The organism is Frankia sp. CgKIO3 (assembly GCF_977946435.1).
The window spans coordinates 8926-28501 of sequence record NZ_CDWTMO010000010.1; the positions used below are offsets into that span (position 1 = coordinate 8926).

General features: G+C 76.4%; 1 protein-coding gene. It reads right to left on the reverse strand.

Translation table 11 applies throughout. From position 1 onward, the window contains the following. Positions 1 to 80 precede the first annotated feature (80 nt). Positions 81 to 19511 carry an amino acid adenylation domain-containing protein gene (locus AC08OJ_RS02490; protein ID WP_476594962.1) on the reverse strand — a complete coding sequence of 6477 codons (19431 nt, stop codon included), beginning with the start codon at positions 19509 to 19511 and terminating at the stop codon, positions 81 to 83. Positions 19512 to 19576 lie beyond the last annotated feature (65 nt).

The window sequence follows — 19576 nt, forward strand, 5'->3', positions numbered from 1 at the left end:
AAGTTTCGGCCTGTCTCGCACTCTGCTTTCTCTCTTTCCTCAGCCGCGGGCCGGTCCCGACCGGCGGTCGCGATGTGGATTTAGTTCCGGCCGGCCGAAGCGGTTGCCGGTGATTTCGCCGCCCCCCGGTGCGCGGCGCGGGCGGCGAGTGCGTCGAGCGCCCGTAGCCACGCGGCCGCGAGGTTGCCTACGACCGCCGCGCCGGGCCCATCCGGCCCCGCCGTCCACCGCGCGCTCAACTCGGGGCCGCCCGGGCCGTCGAGGGCTCGCACGATCAGGCTCAGCGGGAATGGATCGGGCGCCTCGGCGTTCCAGTCGGCGAAAAGCTCCTCGTCCTCGGCGGCGACCGACCAGTCCGCCACCTCGCCCCGGGCCAACCGACCCACGTAGTTCAGGTAGATCGTCGGTAGGGGAGCCGCCGAGAGGACCGGCGCGGTCCGCGGATTGAGGAAGCGCAACATGCTGTAATCGGTTCCGCCGTCGGGGATCTGGGTCATGAGCTCGCGCACCCGCGCCACGGCGGCGTCCACGGCCCACGCACCGAACGCGGCGCCGTCGTCGGCCGGCCACTCGAGCAGGAACGGGTAGATCTCGGCCATCCAGCCGACCGTCCGGGACAAGTCCAGATGGTCGACGATCTGCTCCTGCCGGCCGTGGGCCTGGACGGCCACGACCATCCCCGACGAGCCGGCGGCGCCGGGCCGGATCTGGTCGGCCACGGCCAGGGACAGCGCGGCGAGCAGGAGCTCGTCCACCCCGACCCCGAACGTGGCGGGAACCGTCGACAGCAGCGCGGCCGCCCGCTCCGGCGGCACGCTCACGGTGACCGCTTCCGGCTGGTCCACCCGGGCCGGTCCGGCCGGCTCGGCCGGCTCGGCCGGTCCGGCCACGTCCGCCGTCCAGGCCACCGGCGTGGCCCGGCCGAGCAGGTCCAACCAGAACGGCAGCCGCGCCTCGGTCTCGGTCGCGCGCGCCCGCTCGTCCAGGCGGCGCGCCCATCGGGCGAACGAGACCGGGACGGGCGCGAGCTGGGGCCGCCCGCCCGCCGTCAGCGCGCCCGCCGCGGCCGCGAGATCATCCAGCACGATCGGCCAGGAGACGCCGTCGATCAGCGCATGGTGGATAATCAGCAGCAACCGGCCCGGGCGCTCGCTGCCCGCGTCCAGCCAGACGCAGCGAATGGCCTGCCCGCTGTCCGGATCGAGTTCGGTGTTGGCCGCCGCCGCCAGCCCTGAGATCAGCGCTCGGCCGCCCACGCTGTCGAAGCCGTCGCTCGCGGCGATGCCGGCGGCGTCGATCCGGCGGACCCAGGGACGGACGTCGACGCCGCCGCGCGGCGCGATCGCCAGCGACCAGGCGGGACCACCGTCCGCGCCGGTCGCCACCGCGCCGTCCGGGAAGAGGCCGTCCGGGAACGCGCCGGGTGAGTCCAAGCGGACGAGGCGGGCCCGCAGAACGTCGTGGTGGTCCACGACCGCTGTGATCATCGCGTGGAGCGTGGCCAGGTCCAGCCCGGCCGGGGCGCGCAGCAGCACCGGCGAGGAGAACGACGAGAACGTCGCCCCGCGGCCGCGCGCCGCCTGCAGCGCCGGAGTCGGCGGGACGAGGACGATCCCGGCCGGCTCGGAAGCCGGCTCGGCCGCGCCGACGGCGGGCGCGCGGGCCGTCCCGTTGGCGGCGGACGGTGCCCGCCGCGTGACAGCGGACGGTGCCCGGCGTGTGACAATAGTGGCGAGCGTCTCGGGCGTGCGGTGGCCGAACAGCAGCCGCGGGGTCACGGTGAGGCCGGCGGCCCGGATCCGGTTGACCAGCCGCATGGCGACGATGCTGTCGCCGCCGAGGGCGAAGAAGTCCTCCTCGACGCCGACCCGCTCGGCCCCGAGCACCGCGGCGAAGGCGGCGACCAGGGTCGCCTCGATGTCGTTCCCGGGAGCGCGCCCGGACACCGTCGCGCCCGCGCCGCCGGCGACCGGCGCCGACGGCTCCCGGTCGGCGCTGGCCGGGACCGCGAAGGCCGCCGGCCAGCTGAGCTCCAGCCCGCTCACCGGCGCCGACGGGTCGGCGGCGACGGCGGCGAGAAGCTCCCGCAGCCGCGCGCCGATCCGATCGGCGCTGGACCGGTCGAACAGGTCGTCGCTGTAGGCGACGCCGATGGTCAGGCCGCCGTCGGCTCCGGCCCGTTCGATGAAGTCGAAGGACAGGTCGAACTTGGCGCTGGTCCGCCGCACCGGTTCGGGCCGGGCGCTGACCGCGTCGAGGGCCAGCTCGTCGACGGCGTCGGAGGCCGCCAGGTACACGATCATGACCTGGAACAGCGGATGGCGGGCCAACAGCCGCGGCGGGTTGACCGCGTCCACCACCCGGTCGAACGGCAGGTCGTGGTGGTCGAGGGCGGCGAGGTCGCTCTCGCGGACCCGCCCCAGCAGCTCGCCGAACGACGGGTCACCCGACAGGTCGGTCCGCAGGACCACCGTGTTGAGGAAGAACCCGACCAGGTCGTCGAGGGTGTCGTCGACCCGGCCGGACACCGGGCTGCCGATGGGGATGTCCTCGCCCGCGCCCAGCCGGTGCAGCAGAGTGGCCACGGCCGCCCGCAGCACCATGAACAGGCTGGCGTTGTGGGCCCGCCCGACGGCGCGCAGCGCCGTGACGGCGTCGGCGTCGAGCGAGAGCTCGACGATCCCGCCGGTGTGGCTCGGCTCGGCCGGGCGGGGCCGGTCGCTCGGCAGCGCCAGCTCGGTGGGCAGGCCGGCCAGTGCCTGGCGCCAGAACTCCCGCGATCGGGCGGCGGAACTCGTCGGGTCGGTCTCGTCACCCAGCCGCGCACGCTGCCACAGCGTGTAGTCGACGTACTGGACGGGCAGCGGCGCCCAGTCCGGCGCGCCGCCCGCGGCCCGCGCCCGGTAGGCGACGGACAGGTCGCGGGCCAGCGGCCGGTCGGAGCCCTCGTCGGCCGCGATGTGGTGGACCAGGAACTGCGCGATGTGCAGCTCCGGCGAGCACCGGACGACGGTCACCCGCATCGGTGGCTCGCGCTCGAGGTCGAACGGATAGGCTGCGGCCGCGGCGAGCAGGTCCGCCAGGCCGTCCCCGCCCGGCTCCGGTCCGGGCCGGTCGCCGCCGGCCGGGGCCGCCCACTCGACCACCTCGAACGGGATCTCCGCGCCGGACGGGTCGAGGATCCGCTGCACGGGCTCGCCGTCGGGAGCGGGAAAGACGGTCCGCAGCGCTTCGTGCCGGGCCACCACGTCGTTCACCGCCGCGCGCAGCGCGGGCACGTCCAGCGGCCCGGTCAGCCGCCAGGTGATCGGGATGTTGTACGTCGGGCTGGGCCCCTCCACCTGCCCGATCACCCATAGGCGCCGCTGGGCGTACGACAGCGGCGGGTTCTCCGGGCGCCGCCGCCGGCTGACCGCCGGGCGGGCGGTGCCGGCCGCCTCCATCAGCCGCGCGAGCCGGGCGACCGTCGGGTCCTCGAAGACCGTGCGGGGGGTGATCTCCACGCCGAACGCCGACCGGACCGCCGCGCACAACCGCATGACGAGCAGCGAGTGGCCGCCGAGGGCGAAGAAGTCATCGTCGAGGCCGACCCGGTCGACGCCGAGCACGGCCGCGAACCGCTCGGCCAGCAGTTCCTCGCGCGCGTCGCGGGGCCGGCGGCCGGCGGCCGGCGCCGGGGCGGGCGGCTCGGGCAGCGCCGCCCGGTCCAGCTTGCCGTTGACCGTGCGGGGCAGCCGGTCCAGCGCGACGAACGCCTGCGGGAGCAGGTATGCCGGCAGCACGCGGGCCGCGTGGGCCCGGGCCGACGCGACCGGGTCCGGGCCGCTCCCCGGCCCGGGTACCAGGTAGGCGACGAGCTGGAGCGCGGGCAGGGCGTCCGGGCGGAAGACGACCGCCGCCGTCCCGACGCCGGGCGCCGCCTCCAGCGCCCGTTCGATCTCGCCGGGCTCGACCCGGAACCCGCGCAGTTTGATCTGATCGTCCGCGCGCCCGAGGAAGGCGAGCGAGCCGTCGGGCCGGCGGCGGGCGAGGTCGCCGGTGCGGTACATCCGCGCGCCGGGCGCCCCGAACGGGTCGGCCACGAACCGGCCGGCCGTCAGGCCGGGGCGGCCCAGGTAGCCCCGGGCCAGCCCGGGACCGGACAGGTACAGCTCGCCGGCCACCCCGTCCGGGACCGGCGCCAGAGCGGCGTCCAGCAAGTAGGCCCGGGTGTTGGCGACAGGCGCGGCCCAGCCCGGGTCCGGGCCGGTGCCGGCCGGCGCTGGCACAGCGCCGGCGCTGTGCCAGCCGTAGGCGTCGACCGAGTACTCGGTCGGCCCGTACAGGTCGTGGGCCACCATCCCGGGGATGGAGCACAGCCGCTCCCACAGTGGCGGCGGGGTGGCCTCGCCGCCGACCAGCAGCACGCCCGGCCGGTGGCTCGTCGTGCCGGGGGACCCCGGCCGGAGGAACCCCTGGCTCATCAGCTCCTGGAGGTAGGTCGGGGTCAGGTCGAGAACGTCGATCCGGGCCCGCTCGATGTAGTCGACGAGGGCGGCCGCGTCCCGCGCGGTGAGCTCGTCGACGACATGCACCTCGTGCCCGGCCAGCAGCCACAGCAACGGCTCCCACGAGCCGTCGAAACTGAACGAGGCCGCGTGCAGTACCCGCTGAGCGTCCCGGTCCGGGCCGGCGGCGTGCTCGGCCGGCGCGATGAGGTCGACCACGTGGGAGACGAACAAGTTGACCAGGCCCCGGTGGGTGCCGACGACCGCCTTGGGGACACCCGTGGACCCCGAGGTGTAGATCACGCTGGCCGCGCCGGCCGGGTCCGGCCAGGCAGCGGCTGGACCGGCTGGACTGTAAAGGGCGGGGGCGTCGAGGGCGGGGTCGTCGAGCGATAGGACAGGAGCGGCGACGGCCGGCAGCCGGTCGGCCAAGGCCCGGGTGGTGAGGACGACGCTCGGTGCCGCGTCAGCCAGCAGGAACGCCAGCCGCTCCGCCGGCTGCTCGACGTCGATCGGCAGGTAGCTCGCGCCCGCCGCCAACACACCGAAGATCGCCGGGACCGTCAGCGCGCGGGGCAGCGCGAGCGCCACCACCGCCTCCGGGGGGGTGCCCAGCCGGGAAAGCCAGCCCGCGATCCGGCCGACCTGGGCCGCCAGCTCGGCGAACGTCGTCCGGCTCTCGGCGGTGACCAGCGCGACCCGGTCGGGATGGGCGGCCACGGCCCGGGTGAGCAGGTCCGGCACGGTCGTCCCGGCGCCGCCGGGACCGGCGGCGTCACCGGGGTCACCGGGGTCACCGGGCAGCGCCCGCTCCGGGCCGGCGGCGCAGCGCAGGGCGGCCGCCCGCTCCTCCTCGTCGGCGATCTCCAGCCGGCTGACCGGTCTGTCGGGGTCACGGACGATCTCGGCCAGCAGGCGGAGCAGCCGGTCGGCCAGCCGGGCGCCGCCGGCCGGCTCGATGACATCGGTGGCGAAGTCGACCAGCACGGTGATCTCGTTGCGGACGGCCCGGTCGACGAACGTCACGTCCAGGTCGAACTTGGCCGTCCCGGCCTCGGGGTTGATCCAGGTCACCGGCCCGCCGAGCAGCTCCCGGCCGTCGTCGGCCAGGTGGTGGTAGCCGGCCATCACCTGGAACAGCGGGTTAATCCCCGGTGTCCGGCGCGGGTTGACCGCCGCGACCACGTCCTCGAACGGGAGGTCCTGGTGGTCGAAGGCGGCCAGGTCGGTCCGGCGGGCCCGGCCCAGCAGATCCCGGAAGGTCGGGTCGCCGGTCAGGTCGGACCGGATCACCAGCGTGTTGACGAAGAAGCCGACGAGCGGGTCGAGCGCGGCGTCGGCCCGGCCGGAGACGGGTACGCCGATCGGGATGTCGTCGCCGGAGCCCAGCCGGTGCAACAGGGTCGCGATGGCCGCGTAGGCGAGCATCGACATGCTCGTCCCGGTCGCCGCGCACAGCGCCCGCAGCCCGATCGCGACCGGGCCGCGCAGGACCCGGGCGGCCCGCCCCGACGCGCCGTCGCGTACGGCCGGGCGCGGCCGGTCCAGCGGCAGCGGGATCTCCTCCGGCAGGCCCCGCAGGGCGGCCAGCCAGAAGTCGAGCTGCCGGGCGGCCAGGCTGCCGTCGACGCCCGGATCGCCGAGCAGGTCGCGTTGCCAGAGCGTGTAGTCGGCGTACTGGACCGGCAACGGCGCCCAGTCCGGCGCGCGCCCGGCCCGCCGGGCGGCGTAGGCCGCGTCCAGGTCGAGCAGGAACGGCCGGTCAGACCACTCGTCAGTCGCGATGTGGTGCAGAACGACGACCAGCACGTCGTCGTCCGGGCCGCGCAGCACGGTCAGCCGTAGCGGCGCCTCGGCGGCCAGGTCGAACGGCTGGGCCGCCGCCCGGGTGATCCGGCCGGTCACCTCGTCGGGGCCGCACTCGACGACGTCGATGGCGGGGGTCGCGGCGACCGGGTCGAGGATCCGCTGGTAGGGCTGGCCGTCGACCGCGGCGACGACCGTGCGCAGGGCCTCGTGTCGGCCGAGGAGGTCGGTGACGGCGGCGCGCAGCGCGTCGACGTCGAGGCGGGCGCCGGTCCGGAACGCGAGCGGGTAGTTGTAGGCGTCGCTCCCGCCGGCCAGCGCCTCGACGAGCCACAGGCGACGCTGCGCCGGCGAGAGCGGGATCCGCTCGGGCCGCTCCCCCGCGACCAGCGGCGGGCGCCCGGTCTCGGCCCGGCCCGCTGCCTTCGCCGCCAGCGCCGCCACCGTCGGTGCCTCGAACAGGTCACGGATGGCCAGATCGACCTCGAGCGCGACCCGGGCCCGGCTGACCACCCGGGTCGCGAGCAGGGAGTGGCCGCCCAGGGCGAAGAAGTCGTCCTCCACCCCGACCTCGGGCAGGCCGAGGACGTCGGCGAACAGCTCGGCCAGGGTGCGCTCCAGCGCCGTGGCCGGCGGCCGGCCGGAGCTCGCCGCCGCCACCGGCTCGGCTGGTGGCAGGGCGGCGACGTCGAGCTTGCCGTTGGCGTTGCGGGGGATGGCCGGCAGCGGCACGAACGCCGACGGGACCAGGTAGTCCGGCAGGGCGGCGGCCAGGTCGGAGCGCAGGCGGGCGACAAGCGCGCCGGCGGCGCGGGCGGCTGTCGGGTCGTTCGTGCGCGCCGTGGCCGGGCCGGGCCGGGCAGCCGGGTCGGCCGCCGGCCGGGTGACCGGGAGGGCGGGGCGGCCCGAGCCGCGCACGAAGACGGCGTCGAGCCGGCCGGGGTCGCCGGGTCGCGGCGCGAGGGCCGCCTCGTAGCCCAGGGCATCGGCCAGCGCGTATACGTCGTGGGGGTCGACGGCGGCCGCCTCTCCGGCCTCAGCGCAAAACCCGGCCGCGGCGAGTTCGGCGGCGATCCGGGCGTCCGGGATCGCGGTCAGACGGACCCGCTCCGGCAGGCGGCCCCGGAGCAGCGCGCCGAGTGCCTCCACGCTGTCCACGTCGACGTCCCAGGCCAGAACGTCCCAGGCCGGGGTGAGCGGCTCCACCGCCCGGGCGCCGTCGACCGGGGCGGGTCGGCGCAGCACCACGTCGTAGCGGTGCCGGGTCAGCTCGTCGCGGTGGCGCCCCCGCTTGACCCGGACCGACACCTCGAGATCGGCCTGGGCCGCCAGGTCCAGGAAGAACGCCGGCGAGACCACCAGCTCCTTCTCCAGCAGGAGGCGCCGGTCGACGGCGGCCGCGAGCCGAGCCGGGTCGGGCCCGGGCCGCGGGCCGGGGCGGGCCAGCTCGACCGCGCTGTGGAAGGCGCGCAACCGGCCCAGGTCCCGGACGTCGCCGACGAACAGCGAGCCGCCCGGGGCCAGCAGGTCGAGCGCGCCCCGCAGCACCGAGGCCAGGTAGCCGGCGCTCGGGAAGTACTGGATCACCGAGTTGACGACGACCGTGTCGAAGAAGCCGGTGGGCAGCCCGTCGGTAAGGTGGGCCGCTTGGTGGCGCAGCTCGACCCGCCCGAAGCGGTCCGGGTCGGTGGCCAGCTCGGCCCGCAGCTTCGCGATGACGGGGGCGGCGAAGTCCGTGCCCCAGTACGCCTCGCACTCGGGCGCGAGCGGGCCGAGCAGCAGGCCGGTGCCGACGCCGATCTCCAGCACCCGCCGGGGCGCGAGTGCCCGGATGCGGTCGAGGGTGGCCGCCCGCCACTCCCGCATGTGCTCGAACGGGATCGGCTGCCCGTCGTAGCTGGAATCCCAGCCGGCGAAGTCCTCGACGAGCGCGGCGGTCGGGATCCGCTCGTACTCGTCGCTGTAGATCTGACGCCACTCGCCGACCTGGTCGGCCTCGATCGCGGCCGCCTCGGCGGGCGAGGGCTCGGCCGGCACGACGTAGGCGACGAGGCGCTTCGCGCCCGGCGTCGCCGGGTCGGCCGCCGCGATCACGGCGGACTGGCTGACCGCCTCGTGGCCGTCGAGGGCGGCGGTGACCTCGCCGAGCTCGATCCGGTGGCCGCGGATCTTCACCTGGTCGTCGGTGCGGCCGAGGAAGTCGAGGTTGCCGTCGGGGCGGCGGGCCACCAGATCGCCGGTGCGGTACATCCGCCCGCCCGGCCGGACCGGGTCGGCCACGAAGCGGGCCGCGGTCAGGCCGGGCTGGTCGAGGTAGCCCCGAGCCAGGCCGTCGCCAGCTATGTACAGCTCGCCGGCGACGCCGTCCGGGGCCGGGCGCAGCCAGCGGTCGAGCACGTAGACGGAGGTGTTGCGGATCGGCCGCCCGACGGTCGGCGTCGGGCTGTCGGCCGTCGCGGCCCCGAGGGTGTTGATCGTGTACTCGGTCGGCCCGTACAGGTTGTAGCCGGCCGTCCCGTCGGTGGTCCGCAGCCGGGTCCAGACGGAGTCGGGCACGGCTTCCCCGCCCAGCATGACCAGGGCCGGCCGGTGCCCGTCCGCGGGGTCGCCGCCGGTGGCCGGCCCGGCCTCGCTGGCCGAGCCGGTCCGCTCCAGCAGGCCGGCTTCGAACAGGTGGGCCGCGTAGGTCGGGGTGACGTTGACGACGTCGATCCGGTGGCGGTCGCAGTAGGCGACCAGCCCCTCGGCGTCTCGGCGCAGGTTCTCGTCACAGATGTGCACCTCGTGGCCCTCGACGAGCCAGAGCAGCTCCTCCCACGACATGTCGAAGGCGAAGGAGACGGTGTGCGCGATCCGCAGGCGCCGCCCGCCGGCCGCCGCCACCGTCGGGGTGAAGATCTCGTCCCGGTGGTTGAGCCACATATTCGTCAGCCCGCGGTAGGGCGTGACGACGCCCTTGGGCCGGCCGGTCGAACCGGACGTGTAGATGACGTAGGCCGGGTGGTCGAGCCGATCCGCGCGGTCGCGGGCGAAGGCACCGAGCTCCGCGCCCGTCAGCGGGCCGGCCGGGGTGGCGGCCAACTCGGCGGCGACGGCCCGCTCGTCCAACGCGAGCCAGCTCGGGCCGCCAGACGCGCCGGCGGCGTCCGACGGGCTGGGGGCGTCCGGGCCGCCGGCCAGGTAGCGGCCGGTAGCCCGGGTCGTAACCAGCAGCGCGGCTCGCCCGTCGGCCACCATCTCCATCAGGCGCGCCGGCGGATGGTCCAGCTCGAGCGGCAGGTAGGCGGCGCCGGTGCGCAGGACGGCGAACAGGGCGACAACCATATCGACCGTCCGGCCGAGCCCGAGCGCCACCACCGTCTCCGGGCCGGCGCCGTGCGCGATCAGTAGCCGCGCCAGCCGGTTCACCCGCTCGTCCAGGTCGCGGTAGGTCAGCCGCTGCTCGCCGCGGACCAGCGCGACCGCCTCGCCGGTCCGCGCGGCCCGCGCGGCGAGCAGGTCGGCGACGGTGTCCGTGCCGATCGGCAGCGCCGGGGCCGAGACCTGGTCCAGCCGGGCCCGCTCGGCCGGCAGCAGCGGGTCGAGGGAGCCCACCGGCGCGTCGAGGTGACCGGCCAGCGAGCCGACCATGGCCAGGAGACGGGCGAACAGCGCCTCGGCCCGCTCCGCCGCGACCACGTCCGCCCGGTATTCCAGCCGCGCGGTGATCCGGGCCCCGGGGAACAGCACGAACGTCAGCGGGTAGTGGGTGTGGTCGAGGCTGCTGCCGCCGATGATCCCGTGGCGGGCGCTGGTCGCCTCGTTCGCCACCTCGTCGATGAAGTTCTGCAGGACGTAGAGCGTGTCGAACAGCACCGGGTGGCCGCTGGCCCGCTGGATGTCACCGAGGCCCAGATACTCATGGTCGAGCAGGTCGAGCCGCGCCTCGGCGACCCGCCGCAGCAGGTCGCCGACGGTCTCGCGCGGATCGAGCCGGACCCGGACCGGGACGGTGTTCAGGAACAGCCCGACGACCTCGTCGATGCCGTCGAGCTCGGTCGGGCGGCCGGCGACGGTCGTGCCGAACACGACGTCGTCCGTACCGGTCGTCGCCGCCAGCACCATCGCGAGCGCCGCGTTGAAGATCGTGTTCAGGGTGACGCCGTGGGCGCGGGCGGCGGCCCGCGCGGCGGCCGCCGTCGCCGGCAGCTCGGCCGTGATCCGGGCCGGGGCGACCGGCGGCAAGCCCCGCGCCGCCGGCACCACCAGCGTCGGGCCCGCCAGGTCGGCCAGGGCCGAGCGCCAGGCCCGCTCGGCGGCGGCGGTGTCCCGCTCGCGCAGCCAGAGCAGGTAGTCGCGGTACGAACCGCGCGACGCGGGCGGGGTCGACGCCGGCTCTTCCGCCCACTCAGTCCCCGGCTCGCCGCCCCCGGCGGTGTACAGCTCGAGCAGGCCCTCGACGACGAGCGCGCCCGACCAGCCGTCCCACAGCAGCACCTGGCGGTTGATCACCAGCCGGGACCGCCCCTCGGCCAGGTGGATCAGGATCAGCCGGAACAGTGGCGGCCGCGCCACGTCGAACGGGCGGGCCCGGTCGGCGGCGGCGATCCGCTCGGCCGCCGCCGACCGCTCGGGCTCGGCCAGTCCGGACAGATCGATCTCCTCGACCGGGGCGGGCAGGTCGCGCGCGATGACCTGCGCCGGGCGGGACAGGCCGTCGCTGAGGAAGCCGGCGCGCAGGGTCGGGTTGCGGGCCATGAAGGTCGCGCAGGCCCGGCGCAGCCGGCCGGCGTCGAGCCGATGGTCGAAGTCCAACGAGAACTGGGCGGTGTAGGCGTCGCTGGTCGCGTCGAGCGCCGAGTGGAAGTACAGGCCCTCCTGGAGCGACGAGAGCGGCCAGACGTCCTCGACCGGCGCCGGGAAGGTACGCGCGATCCGGTCCGCCTCGGCCGGCGGGAGCGCGATGAGCTCGACCGGCTGGCCGAGCGCGGCGGGGCCGGAACCGGGACCGAGACCGGGACCGCCGGCCGGCGCCAGCGAGGCCAGCTCCCCCAGCGCGTCGAGGAAGCCGTCGGCGATGCGCGCGGCCTCGTCCGCCGCCAGCACGGTGGTCAGGTAGGTGAGCGTCGCGCGCAGCACCGGCCCGGCGCCGGCCGGGGACGTCTGGGCGGTCTCGACGCTGACCACATCGATGGTCAGCGGATAACCGACGCCCAGGCCGGGGTCGGGCTCGGCGGCCAGCGCGTCGAACTCCTCGGCCGGCCCCCAGTCGGCCCGGCGGTCGGCGCCGAAGCGACCGAGGTAGTTGAACAGCACCTGGGGCTGTCCGGCCCGGGCCAGGGCCGGGCCGGCGAGCGGGTTGGCGTAGCGGAGCAGGCCGAAGCCGATGCCGCGCTCGGGCGTGGCCCGCAGGCGGGCCGTCACCTCGGTCAGCGTCGCGCCGGCGCCGGCCCGGGGCGGCGCGAGCCGGACCGGCGCGATGCTGGTGAACCAGCCGACGGTGCGGGCGAGGTCCAGTCCGGGGGCGATCTCCTCGCGGCCGTGGCGCTCGAGATCGACCAGGAGGTCGCCGTCGCCGTCCGCCGGGGCGGGCCGGATCGCCATGCGCAAGCCGGCCAGCAGGACGTCGGTGACCTCGGCGCCGGTCGCCGCCGGGACGCCGGTGAGCAGGGCGGTCGTGGCCGCCGCCGGCAGCTCGACGACCAGTCGCCCGGTGTCGGCCACAGTGCCGACGGCCGCTGGGCCGAGCGGGGGCCCGGCGGCTTCGGCGACCGGTCCGGGCGGCTCGGGGAAGGGACGCGCGCCCGGGGCGAGCGTCTCCAGCCAGTAGGCCAGCTCGCCGAGGCGGGCCGGGGCGGTCGCGTGTTCGGCGACCACCTGGCTGAAGGCGCGCAGTGAGGTGCCGACCGGCTCGAGCGCCGGCCGCCGGCCAGCCCGGGCCGCCGCGTAGGCCGCCTCGAGGTCGGCCAGCAGGATCCGCCAGGACACGCCGTCCACGACGAGGTGGTGGGCCACCATCACCAGCCGGCCCGGTTCGGTGGGACCGGCGTCGAGCCAGACCGCGCGCAACGTCGTCCCGGTGTCGGGGTCGAGGCGCCCGGCGGCCGAACCGGAGGCAGCGGCGATCATCGCGCGCAGCGCGGCCGGGCCGAGCCCGGCGACATCGATCCGGGTCAGGAGCTCGGGGTCGGTCGGGCCGTCGCCGGCCGGGTCGATCTGGAGCAGCCACACGCTCGGCGCGGGCCGCAGCAGCCGGGCCCGCAGGGCGTCGTGGTGCGCGACCAGCGCGCCGAGCGCGGCCCGTAGGGTCGCCTCGTCGGCGCCGGCCGGCGTCCGGGCCACGAACGCCTGGTTGAACCGCCGGATCTCACCGCCCCAGTCGGCGAGCCGGGCGACGATCGGCGGGGGTGTAAGCACCCCGGTCGCCGCCGCGCCCGGCCCGGCGGCCCCGCTGACCAGCGCCGGCGGGCCGGCCGGGGCGGGCGAGGTCTCCGGGGCGGGCGAGGTCTCGACGGTCTCGCGGGTCTCGCGGGTCTCGACGGTCTCGGCCGTGGCGCGGCCGGCGACGAGCGCCGCCAGCGCGGCCGGCGTCCGTTGGACGAAGACCTCGCGCGGGGTGAGCCCGACGCCTTCGCGGCGGGCCCGGTTGACCAGCTGGATCGCGATGATGCTGTCGCCGCCGAGGGCGAGGAAGTCGTCGTCGGCGCCGACCCGGTCGGCGCCGAGCACGGCGGCGAACACCGCGCACAGCGTCCGCTCCAGGTCGGTGGCGCCCGACCGTCCCGAAGTCGCGGTGGTCAGGCCGGGAGCCGGCAGGGCGGCTCGGTCGAGCTTCCCGTTGCCGGTCAGCGGCAGCGCGTCCAACGCGACGACCGCGGCCGGGACCATGAAGTCGGGCAGCGCGGCGGCGGCCCGGTGCCGCAGCGCCGGCCCGTCGACGCGCCCGCCCGCCCGGGGGACGACGTAGGCGACCAGCCGGCGCCGGCCGGCGCTGTCCTCCCCGGCGACGACCACGGCCCGCTCCACCGCCGGATCGGCGGCCAGGACCGCCTCGATCTCGCCCGGCTCGATCCGGAAACCGCGGATCTTGACCTGGTCGTCGGCCCGGCCCAGATACTCCAGCGAGCCGTCCGGGCCCAGCCGGGCCAGGTCGCCGGTGCGGTACATCCGGTCGCCGTCTTCGCCGTAGGGGTCGGCCACGAACCGGGTGGCGGTCAGGCCGGAGCGGCCCAGGTAGCCCCGCGCGAGCTGGACGCCGCTGACGTAGATCTCCCCCGGGACGCCCGGCGGGACCGGGGCGAGGTGGCGGTCGAGGAGCCGTGCGCGCAGGCCGCGCAGCGGCTCGCCGATCACGCTCCGGCGGTCGGCGGCGGCATCGGCCGCGCCGGCCCGGTCCAGCGGCAGGTACGTGACGTGCACCGTGGTCTCGGTGATCCCGTACATGTTGACCAAAGTCGGTGCGCCGTCCGGGTGGCGCTCGTACCAGGGGGCCAGTCGGCCGAGCTCGAGCGCCTCGCCACCGAAGATCACCAGACGGAGGCTGAGGTCAGACCGTCCGGCCTCCTGCTCGGCCGCCCGCAGCGCGCCGAAGGCCGACGGCGTCTGGTTGAGGACGGTGACGGACTCCCGCCGCAGCAGGTCGAGGAACTGCTCGGGCGAGCGGGAGACGTCGTGGTCGACCACGACGAGCCGGCCGCCGTGCAGCAGCGGCCCCCACAGCTCCCACACCGAGAAGTCGAACGACACCGAGTGGAATAGCGTCCAGACGTCGGAGGCGTCGAAGCGGAAGAGATCCCGGGTGTCGGCGAACAGGCGCACCACGTTGCGGTGCGGGATCAGCGCGCCCTTCGGGCGGCCGGTTGAGCCGGAGGTGTAGATGACGTAGGCGAGGTTGTCCGGGCGCGCCCGCCCCGCCCCGTCCGGCGGGGTGGCCGGCGCTTCGGCCAGCGCCGCCCCGACCAGCGGGTCGTCCAGCGCGATCAGGGGCACGCCCGCCCGGGCCGGCAGCGCCGCGCGGGTCTCGATGGTGGTCACCGCGCAGACCGGCGCGGCGTCGCGCAGCATGAACGCGATCCGGTCGGCCGGGTAGGCCGGATCGACCGGCAGGTACGCGCCGCCGGCCTTGAGGACGGCCAGCAACGTCACGACCAGGTCGGCCGACCTGGGCAGCGCGACCGCCACGACCGACTCCGGGCCGACGCCCCGCCCCGCGAGCAGGCGGGCGAGCCGGTTGGCCCGCGCGTCCAGCTCGGCGTAGGTGAGCTCGGCGTCGCGCCAGCGCAGCGCGACCGCGTCCGGGGTCCGGTGGGCCTGGGCCTCGAACAGCTCGGGCAGGGTGGCGCCGGCGCCCCACCCAGGTGCCGGCGGCGGCGGGAGGAGGGCGGCCCGGCTCCGCTCGGCCGTGGGCAGGGCGGCGACGGCGCCGATCGGCCGGTCGGGATCGGTGGCGATCTCCTCGAGCAGCGCGAGCATCCGGTCGGCCAGGCCGGCGACGGTCGCGTCGTCGAGGACGCCGCGCTGGTAGCCAAAGGTGAGCCGCAACCGGTCGCCGGGGATCACCCGGATGGTCAGCGCGTAGTGGGTGGCGTCGTGGCCGTCGACGGCGGCCAGCCTTGGGCCGCCCGGCGGGATCAGCGTGGCCGCCGCGAACGGGTAGGACTCCAGGACGAGCAGGGTGTCGAAGGCATCCCCCTGGCCGGCCAGCGCCTGGATGTCGGCCAGGCCGAGGTGCTCGTGGGCGAACAGCCGGCCCTGGGCCGCCTGGAGCTCGGCCATCAGCGCGGCGAACGTCCCCCCGGCGGTCACGGTGGCCCGAACCGGGATGGTGGTGACGAACAGGCCGATCATGGCCTCGACCCCGGTCAGCGCCGCCGGCCGGCCGGCGGTCGCCGCCCCGAACACGACGTCGTCGCGGCCGGCTGCCCGGGCCAGCAGGACCGCGTGGGCCGCCCGCAGGACGGTACTCAGCGTCAGTCCCCGCTCGCGCCCGAGCGTGGCCAGGCGGGCGGCCAGCTCGGGGCTGGCCTCGCGGTCGACGGCGGCCGGGCTCGGGGTCGTCTCGCTCGCCGGCGTGGCGCGGTGGCCGCCGCCGGCGGCCAGTAGGGTCGGCCCCTCGAGGCCGGCCAGCTCGGTCCGCCAGGCCGCGCGGGCGGCGTCCCGATCCTGGGCCCGCAGCCAGCACAGGTAGTCCGAGTACGAGCGGACGGCGGGCGGCCGGGGCGGCGGGGCTGCATCGGCATCGGCATCGGCATCGGCGGCCAGCGTGAACAGTTCCCGCAGCACCAGCGGCAGCGACCAGCCGTCCAGGATGACGTGGTGGGCGCAGACCGCCAGCCGGGCGCTGTCCGCTCCGGTGCGGACCCACAGGAACCGGATGAGCGGCGGCGTGGTCAGATCGAAGCGCGCCGCCCGGTCGGCCACGACCAGCCGCTCGGCCTCGGCCAACCGCTCGGCGGCCGGCCAGCTGGAGAGGTCGACGATCGTCCACTCCGGTTCGGCCCGGTCCAGGATGGCCTGGGCCGGGGCGGCGCCGTCGGCCAGGACGGCGGCGCGCAGGAGGTCGTGCCGGGCGACGAGCTCCCGCGACGCCGCGCGCAGGCGTTCAGGGTCGAGGACGTCGGCGTCGCCGCGCAGGTCGAGGACGAACTGGATGACGTAGACGTCCGGCGTGTCGTCCCCGTCGACGAGGCGGTGGAACAGCATCCCCGCCTGCGACGGCGACAGCGGCCAGACCTCGGTCAGGCCGGGCAGCCGCTCCCGCCAGCGGGCCAGGTCCGCCGGGTCGACCGGGGCCAAGCCCACGGGCGCCAAGCCCACGGGCGTCTGGTCTGAAGGCGCCTGCTCTGAAAGCGCCTGGTTCGCGGGGGCCGAGGCGTCCGCCGCTGCGGCCAGGCCGGCGACGGTCGGCGCGGCGAACACGTCGGCCAGCTCGACCGTCACGCCGGCGGCAGCCGCCCGGGTGACCACGGCGAAAGCCAGGATGCTGTCGCCGCCCCGCTGGAAGAACGAGTCGTCGACGCCGACGTCGGGCTGGCCGAGCACGGCCGCGAAGACGTCCCGCAGGACCTCCTCGGTCCGGGTGGCCGGAGCCCGAGCAGGCAGAGCCCGGCCGGACCGGGCCGCCGCCCGGAAATCGGGCGCGGGCAGCGCGCGGCGATCCAGCTTCCCGCCGGGGGTGGTGGGCAACGCGGGCAGCGCTACGAAGGCCGCCGGCACCATGTAGTCGGGCAGCGCCGCCGCCACGTGGGCGCGCAGCGCCGCCGCGAGCGCCCCGCTGCCGGCTTCGTCCGCTGCCGCCCCGGCTGGGATGACGTAGGCGACCAGCGCCCGGCCGGCCGGCCCGTCCTCGCGGACGACCACGGCGCAGCGGGCGACCGCCGGGTGGCGGTCGAGCACCGCCTCGATCTCACCCGGCTCGACCCGGAAGCCGCGGACCTTGACCTGATCGTCCGAGCGGCCGGCCAGGACCAGCTCGCCGCTAGCCGTCCACCGGGCGAGGTCGCCGGTCCGGTACATCCGCTCGCCGGTCCCGAACGGGCTGGCGACGTAACGGGACGCACCCAGCGCCGGCCGAGCCAGGTAGCCGTGGGCGACGCCCGCGCCGGCAAGGTACAGCTCGCCGACGACGCCCGGCGGTACCGGCATGAGAGCGCCGTCCAGCACGTAGGCCCGGGTGTTGCGCAGTGGGCGGCCGACCGTCGGCCGCCCACGGTCGGCGCTTCGCACCGGGCCGGTCGTCGCCCAGACCGTCGTCTCGGTCGGCCCGTACAGATTGGTCAGGCTCTCCGCGCGGGCGGTGAGCTCGCGGGCGAGGTCGGCCGGCAGCGGTTCGCCGCCGCACAGGACCCGCACCCGCGGGTAGGGCCCAGCAGCCGCGTCAAGGATGGATCGCCAGCGCGATGGGGTCGTCTGGGCCAGCGTCACCGCGCCCGCGGTCAGCAGCCGGGCCAGCTCCGAGGGGTCGCGGGCCGCCCCGCCCTCGACGAGATGGATCGAGGCGCCGACGGTCAGCGGGGCGAGCAGTTCGACCGTGCTCGGGTCGAAGCCCAGCGTGGTCGCGGCCAGGACCCGGTCGGCTGGCCCGATACCCACGGTCTCGGCGAACGACGACAGGAAGTTCGCCAGGGACCGGTGGCCGACCAGGACGCCCTTCGGCCGGCCGGTCGAACCCGACGTGTAGATCACGTAGACCGGGCTGTCCGCGTCGACGGCGGGCGGCCACGATCCAGCGGCCGGCACCGCCGCGGCGCCGGCGTCGGGCTCGGCCTCGGCGTCGGGCTCGGCCTCGGCGTCGGGCTCGGCGTCGGCCTCGGGCTCGGGCTCGTCGATCAGGACGAGCCGCGTCCCGGGCGCGACCCGCAGCCGCGCGGCGAGCGCTCTCGTGGTGACCAGCACCGACGGGGCCCCGTCCTCGATCATGAACGCGATCCGGTCCGCCGGGTAGTCGGGGTCGATCGGGAGGTAGGCGGCGCCGGCCCGGGCGGCGCCGGCGAGCGCGACGACCAGGTCGACCGAGCGGGGCAGCGCGATCCCGACAATGGAACCGGGCCGGGCGCCGCGCCTGGCCAGCCGGCGCCCGAAGGCGTCGGCCGCCGCCGCGAGCTCACCGTAGGTCAGGGTCCGCTCGGCGGTGACCAGCGCCGTCCGGTCGGGGCTGGCCGCGGCCCGAGCGGCGAACAGCGCCACCCACGGCTCGGTCGGGCTGGGCCCGGCGGTGTCGTTCCAGTCGACCAGCACCCGGTCACGCTCGGCCGAGCCGAGCAGGTCGATCGGGCCGATCGCCGTGCCGGGCTCGGCCAGCGCCCGGGCCAGCAGCCGCTCCAGCCGCGGGCCCACCGAGCCGGCGAACGCCGCCGACACCGAGCCCGGCTGGTAGGTCGTCTCCAACTCGAGCGGGCCAAAGCCGCCGTCCCCGCCGAACTCGGCCACCACCATCAGCGGAAACTGGGCGGTGCCGTTAGGCAGCGAGCGGCGCTCGCCGCGCAGGTCCCGGCCGTCCTGGTCAGTGCGGTGGAGGGCGGCAGCGGCCGGCGAGCGGACGGCGAACATCGTGCTGAACAGGCTGGACACGCCGTCGGAGCGGTCCGGGTTGAGTTCGCGCGCGACGTCGGCCAGGTCGACGTCGGCGTGCGCGAGGGCGCCCCGGCACACCTCGCGGGTCCGGGCGACCAGCTCGGTGAACGTGTCGGCCGGGCCGACGGTGAGCCGGAGGCAGATGGTGTTGCCGAAGTAGCCGATGACGCCGTCGGTCCCGGCGCCGTCCCGGTTGACGACAGGCGAGCCGACGGTGATGTCGGTGGCGCCGGTGGCCCGGTGGATCAGGGCCGCGTAGGCGGCGAGCAGCACCACGAACGGCGTCGCGCCGTGCCGGGCGGCGAACGCCCGCACCTGGCCGGCCAGCTCGGCCGGGGCGTGATGGACGACCTGCCGGCCCGCGTCGCGCCGACGGCCGGCCGGCGGGTCGGCCGGCTGCGGCTGGCCCGGCTGCGGGTCATCTGGGCTCGGCTCGGGCAGGCGTACCGGATCGGCCAGCGGGAGCAGCCGTTCCCGCCAGTAGGCCCGCCCGGCCGGGCGGGCAGCCGTCTCGGCTGCCGGCCCCGCCGCGTCGATGAACGAGACGGTGGCGGGCGGGCCGTCGCCGTCCCGGCGGTCGTAGGCGGCCAGCAGGTCACCGAAGAAGATGTCCCAGGACACGTCGTCCCAGGCGATGTGGTGGGCGGCCACCGCGAGCAGGTGCCGGAGCGGGCCGTGGCGCAGCACGGTGACCCGCAGCGGCGATTCGGCGGTGAGGTCGAACGGGCGCCGGGCCGCGCGCAGCGCGATCTCCCGTGCGCGCTCCTCCCGCTCCTCGGCGGGCACGGTCGTCAGGTCCACGCTGAGCCACGCCGGTTCGATGTCGTCCCGGAGCACCTGCTCGAGCTGCCCGTCCGGGGTGACCCGGTAGGTCGTGCGGAGGATCTCGTGCCGGCGGGCGACGGAGAGCAGCGCCCGGCGCAGCGCATCGACGTCGAGCGGGCCGGTCAGCTCGAACCCGGCTGAGATCGTGTAAGCGGCGCTGCCCGGGTCGAGCCGCGACAGGAACCACATCCGGCGCTGTCCCGGGCTGGCCGGGTAGCCCCGGCCGGGCTCCCGTCGCGGCCGAGGGCCGGCGCCGCTGGCTGGCTCGCGCGTCAGTCGCTCGGCCGCCAGCCGGCGGCGGAGCAGCTCGCGCTTGCGCTGCGCGGAGTCGGGACTCGCCACGATGCACGTCCTTCCAGTGGTGCGGCTTCCAGCGGTGCGGCTTCCGATACGGCCTAGGGGAGGCG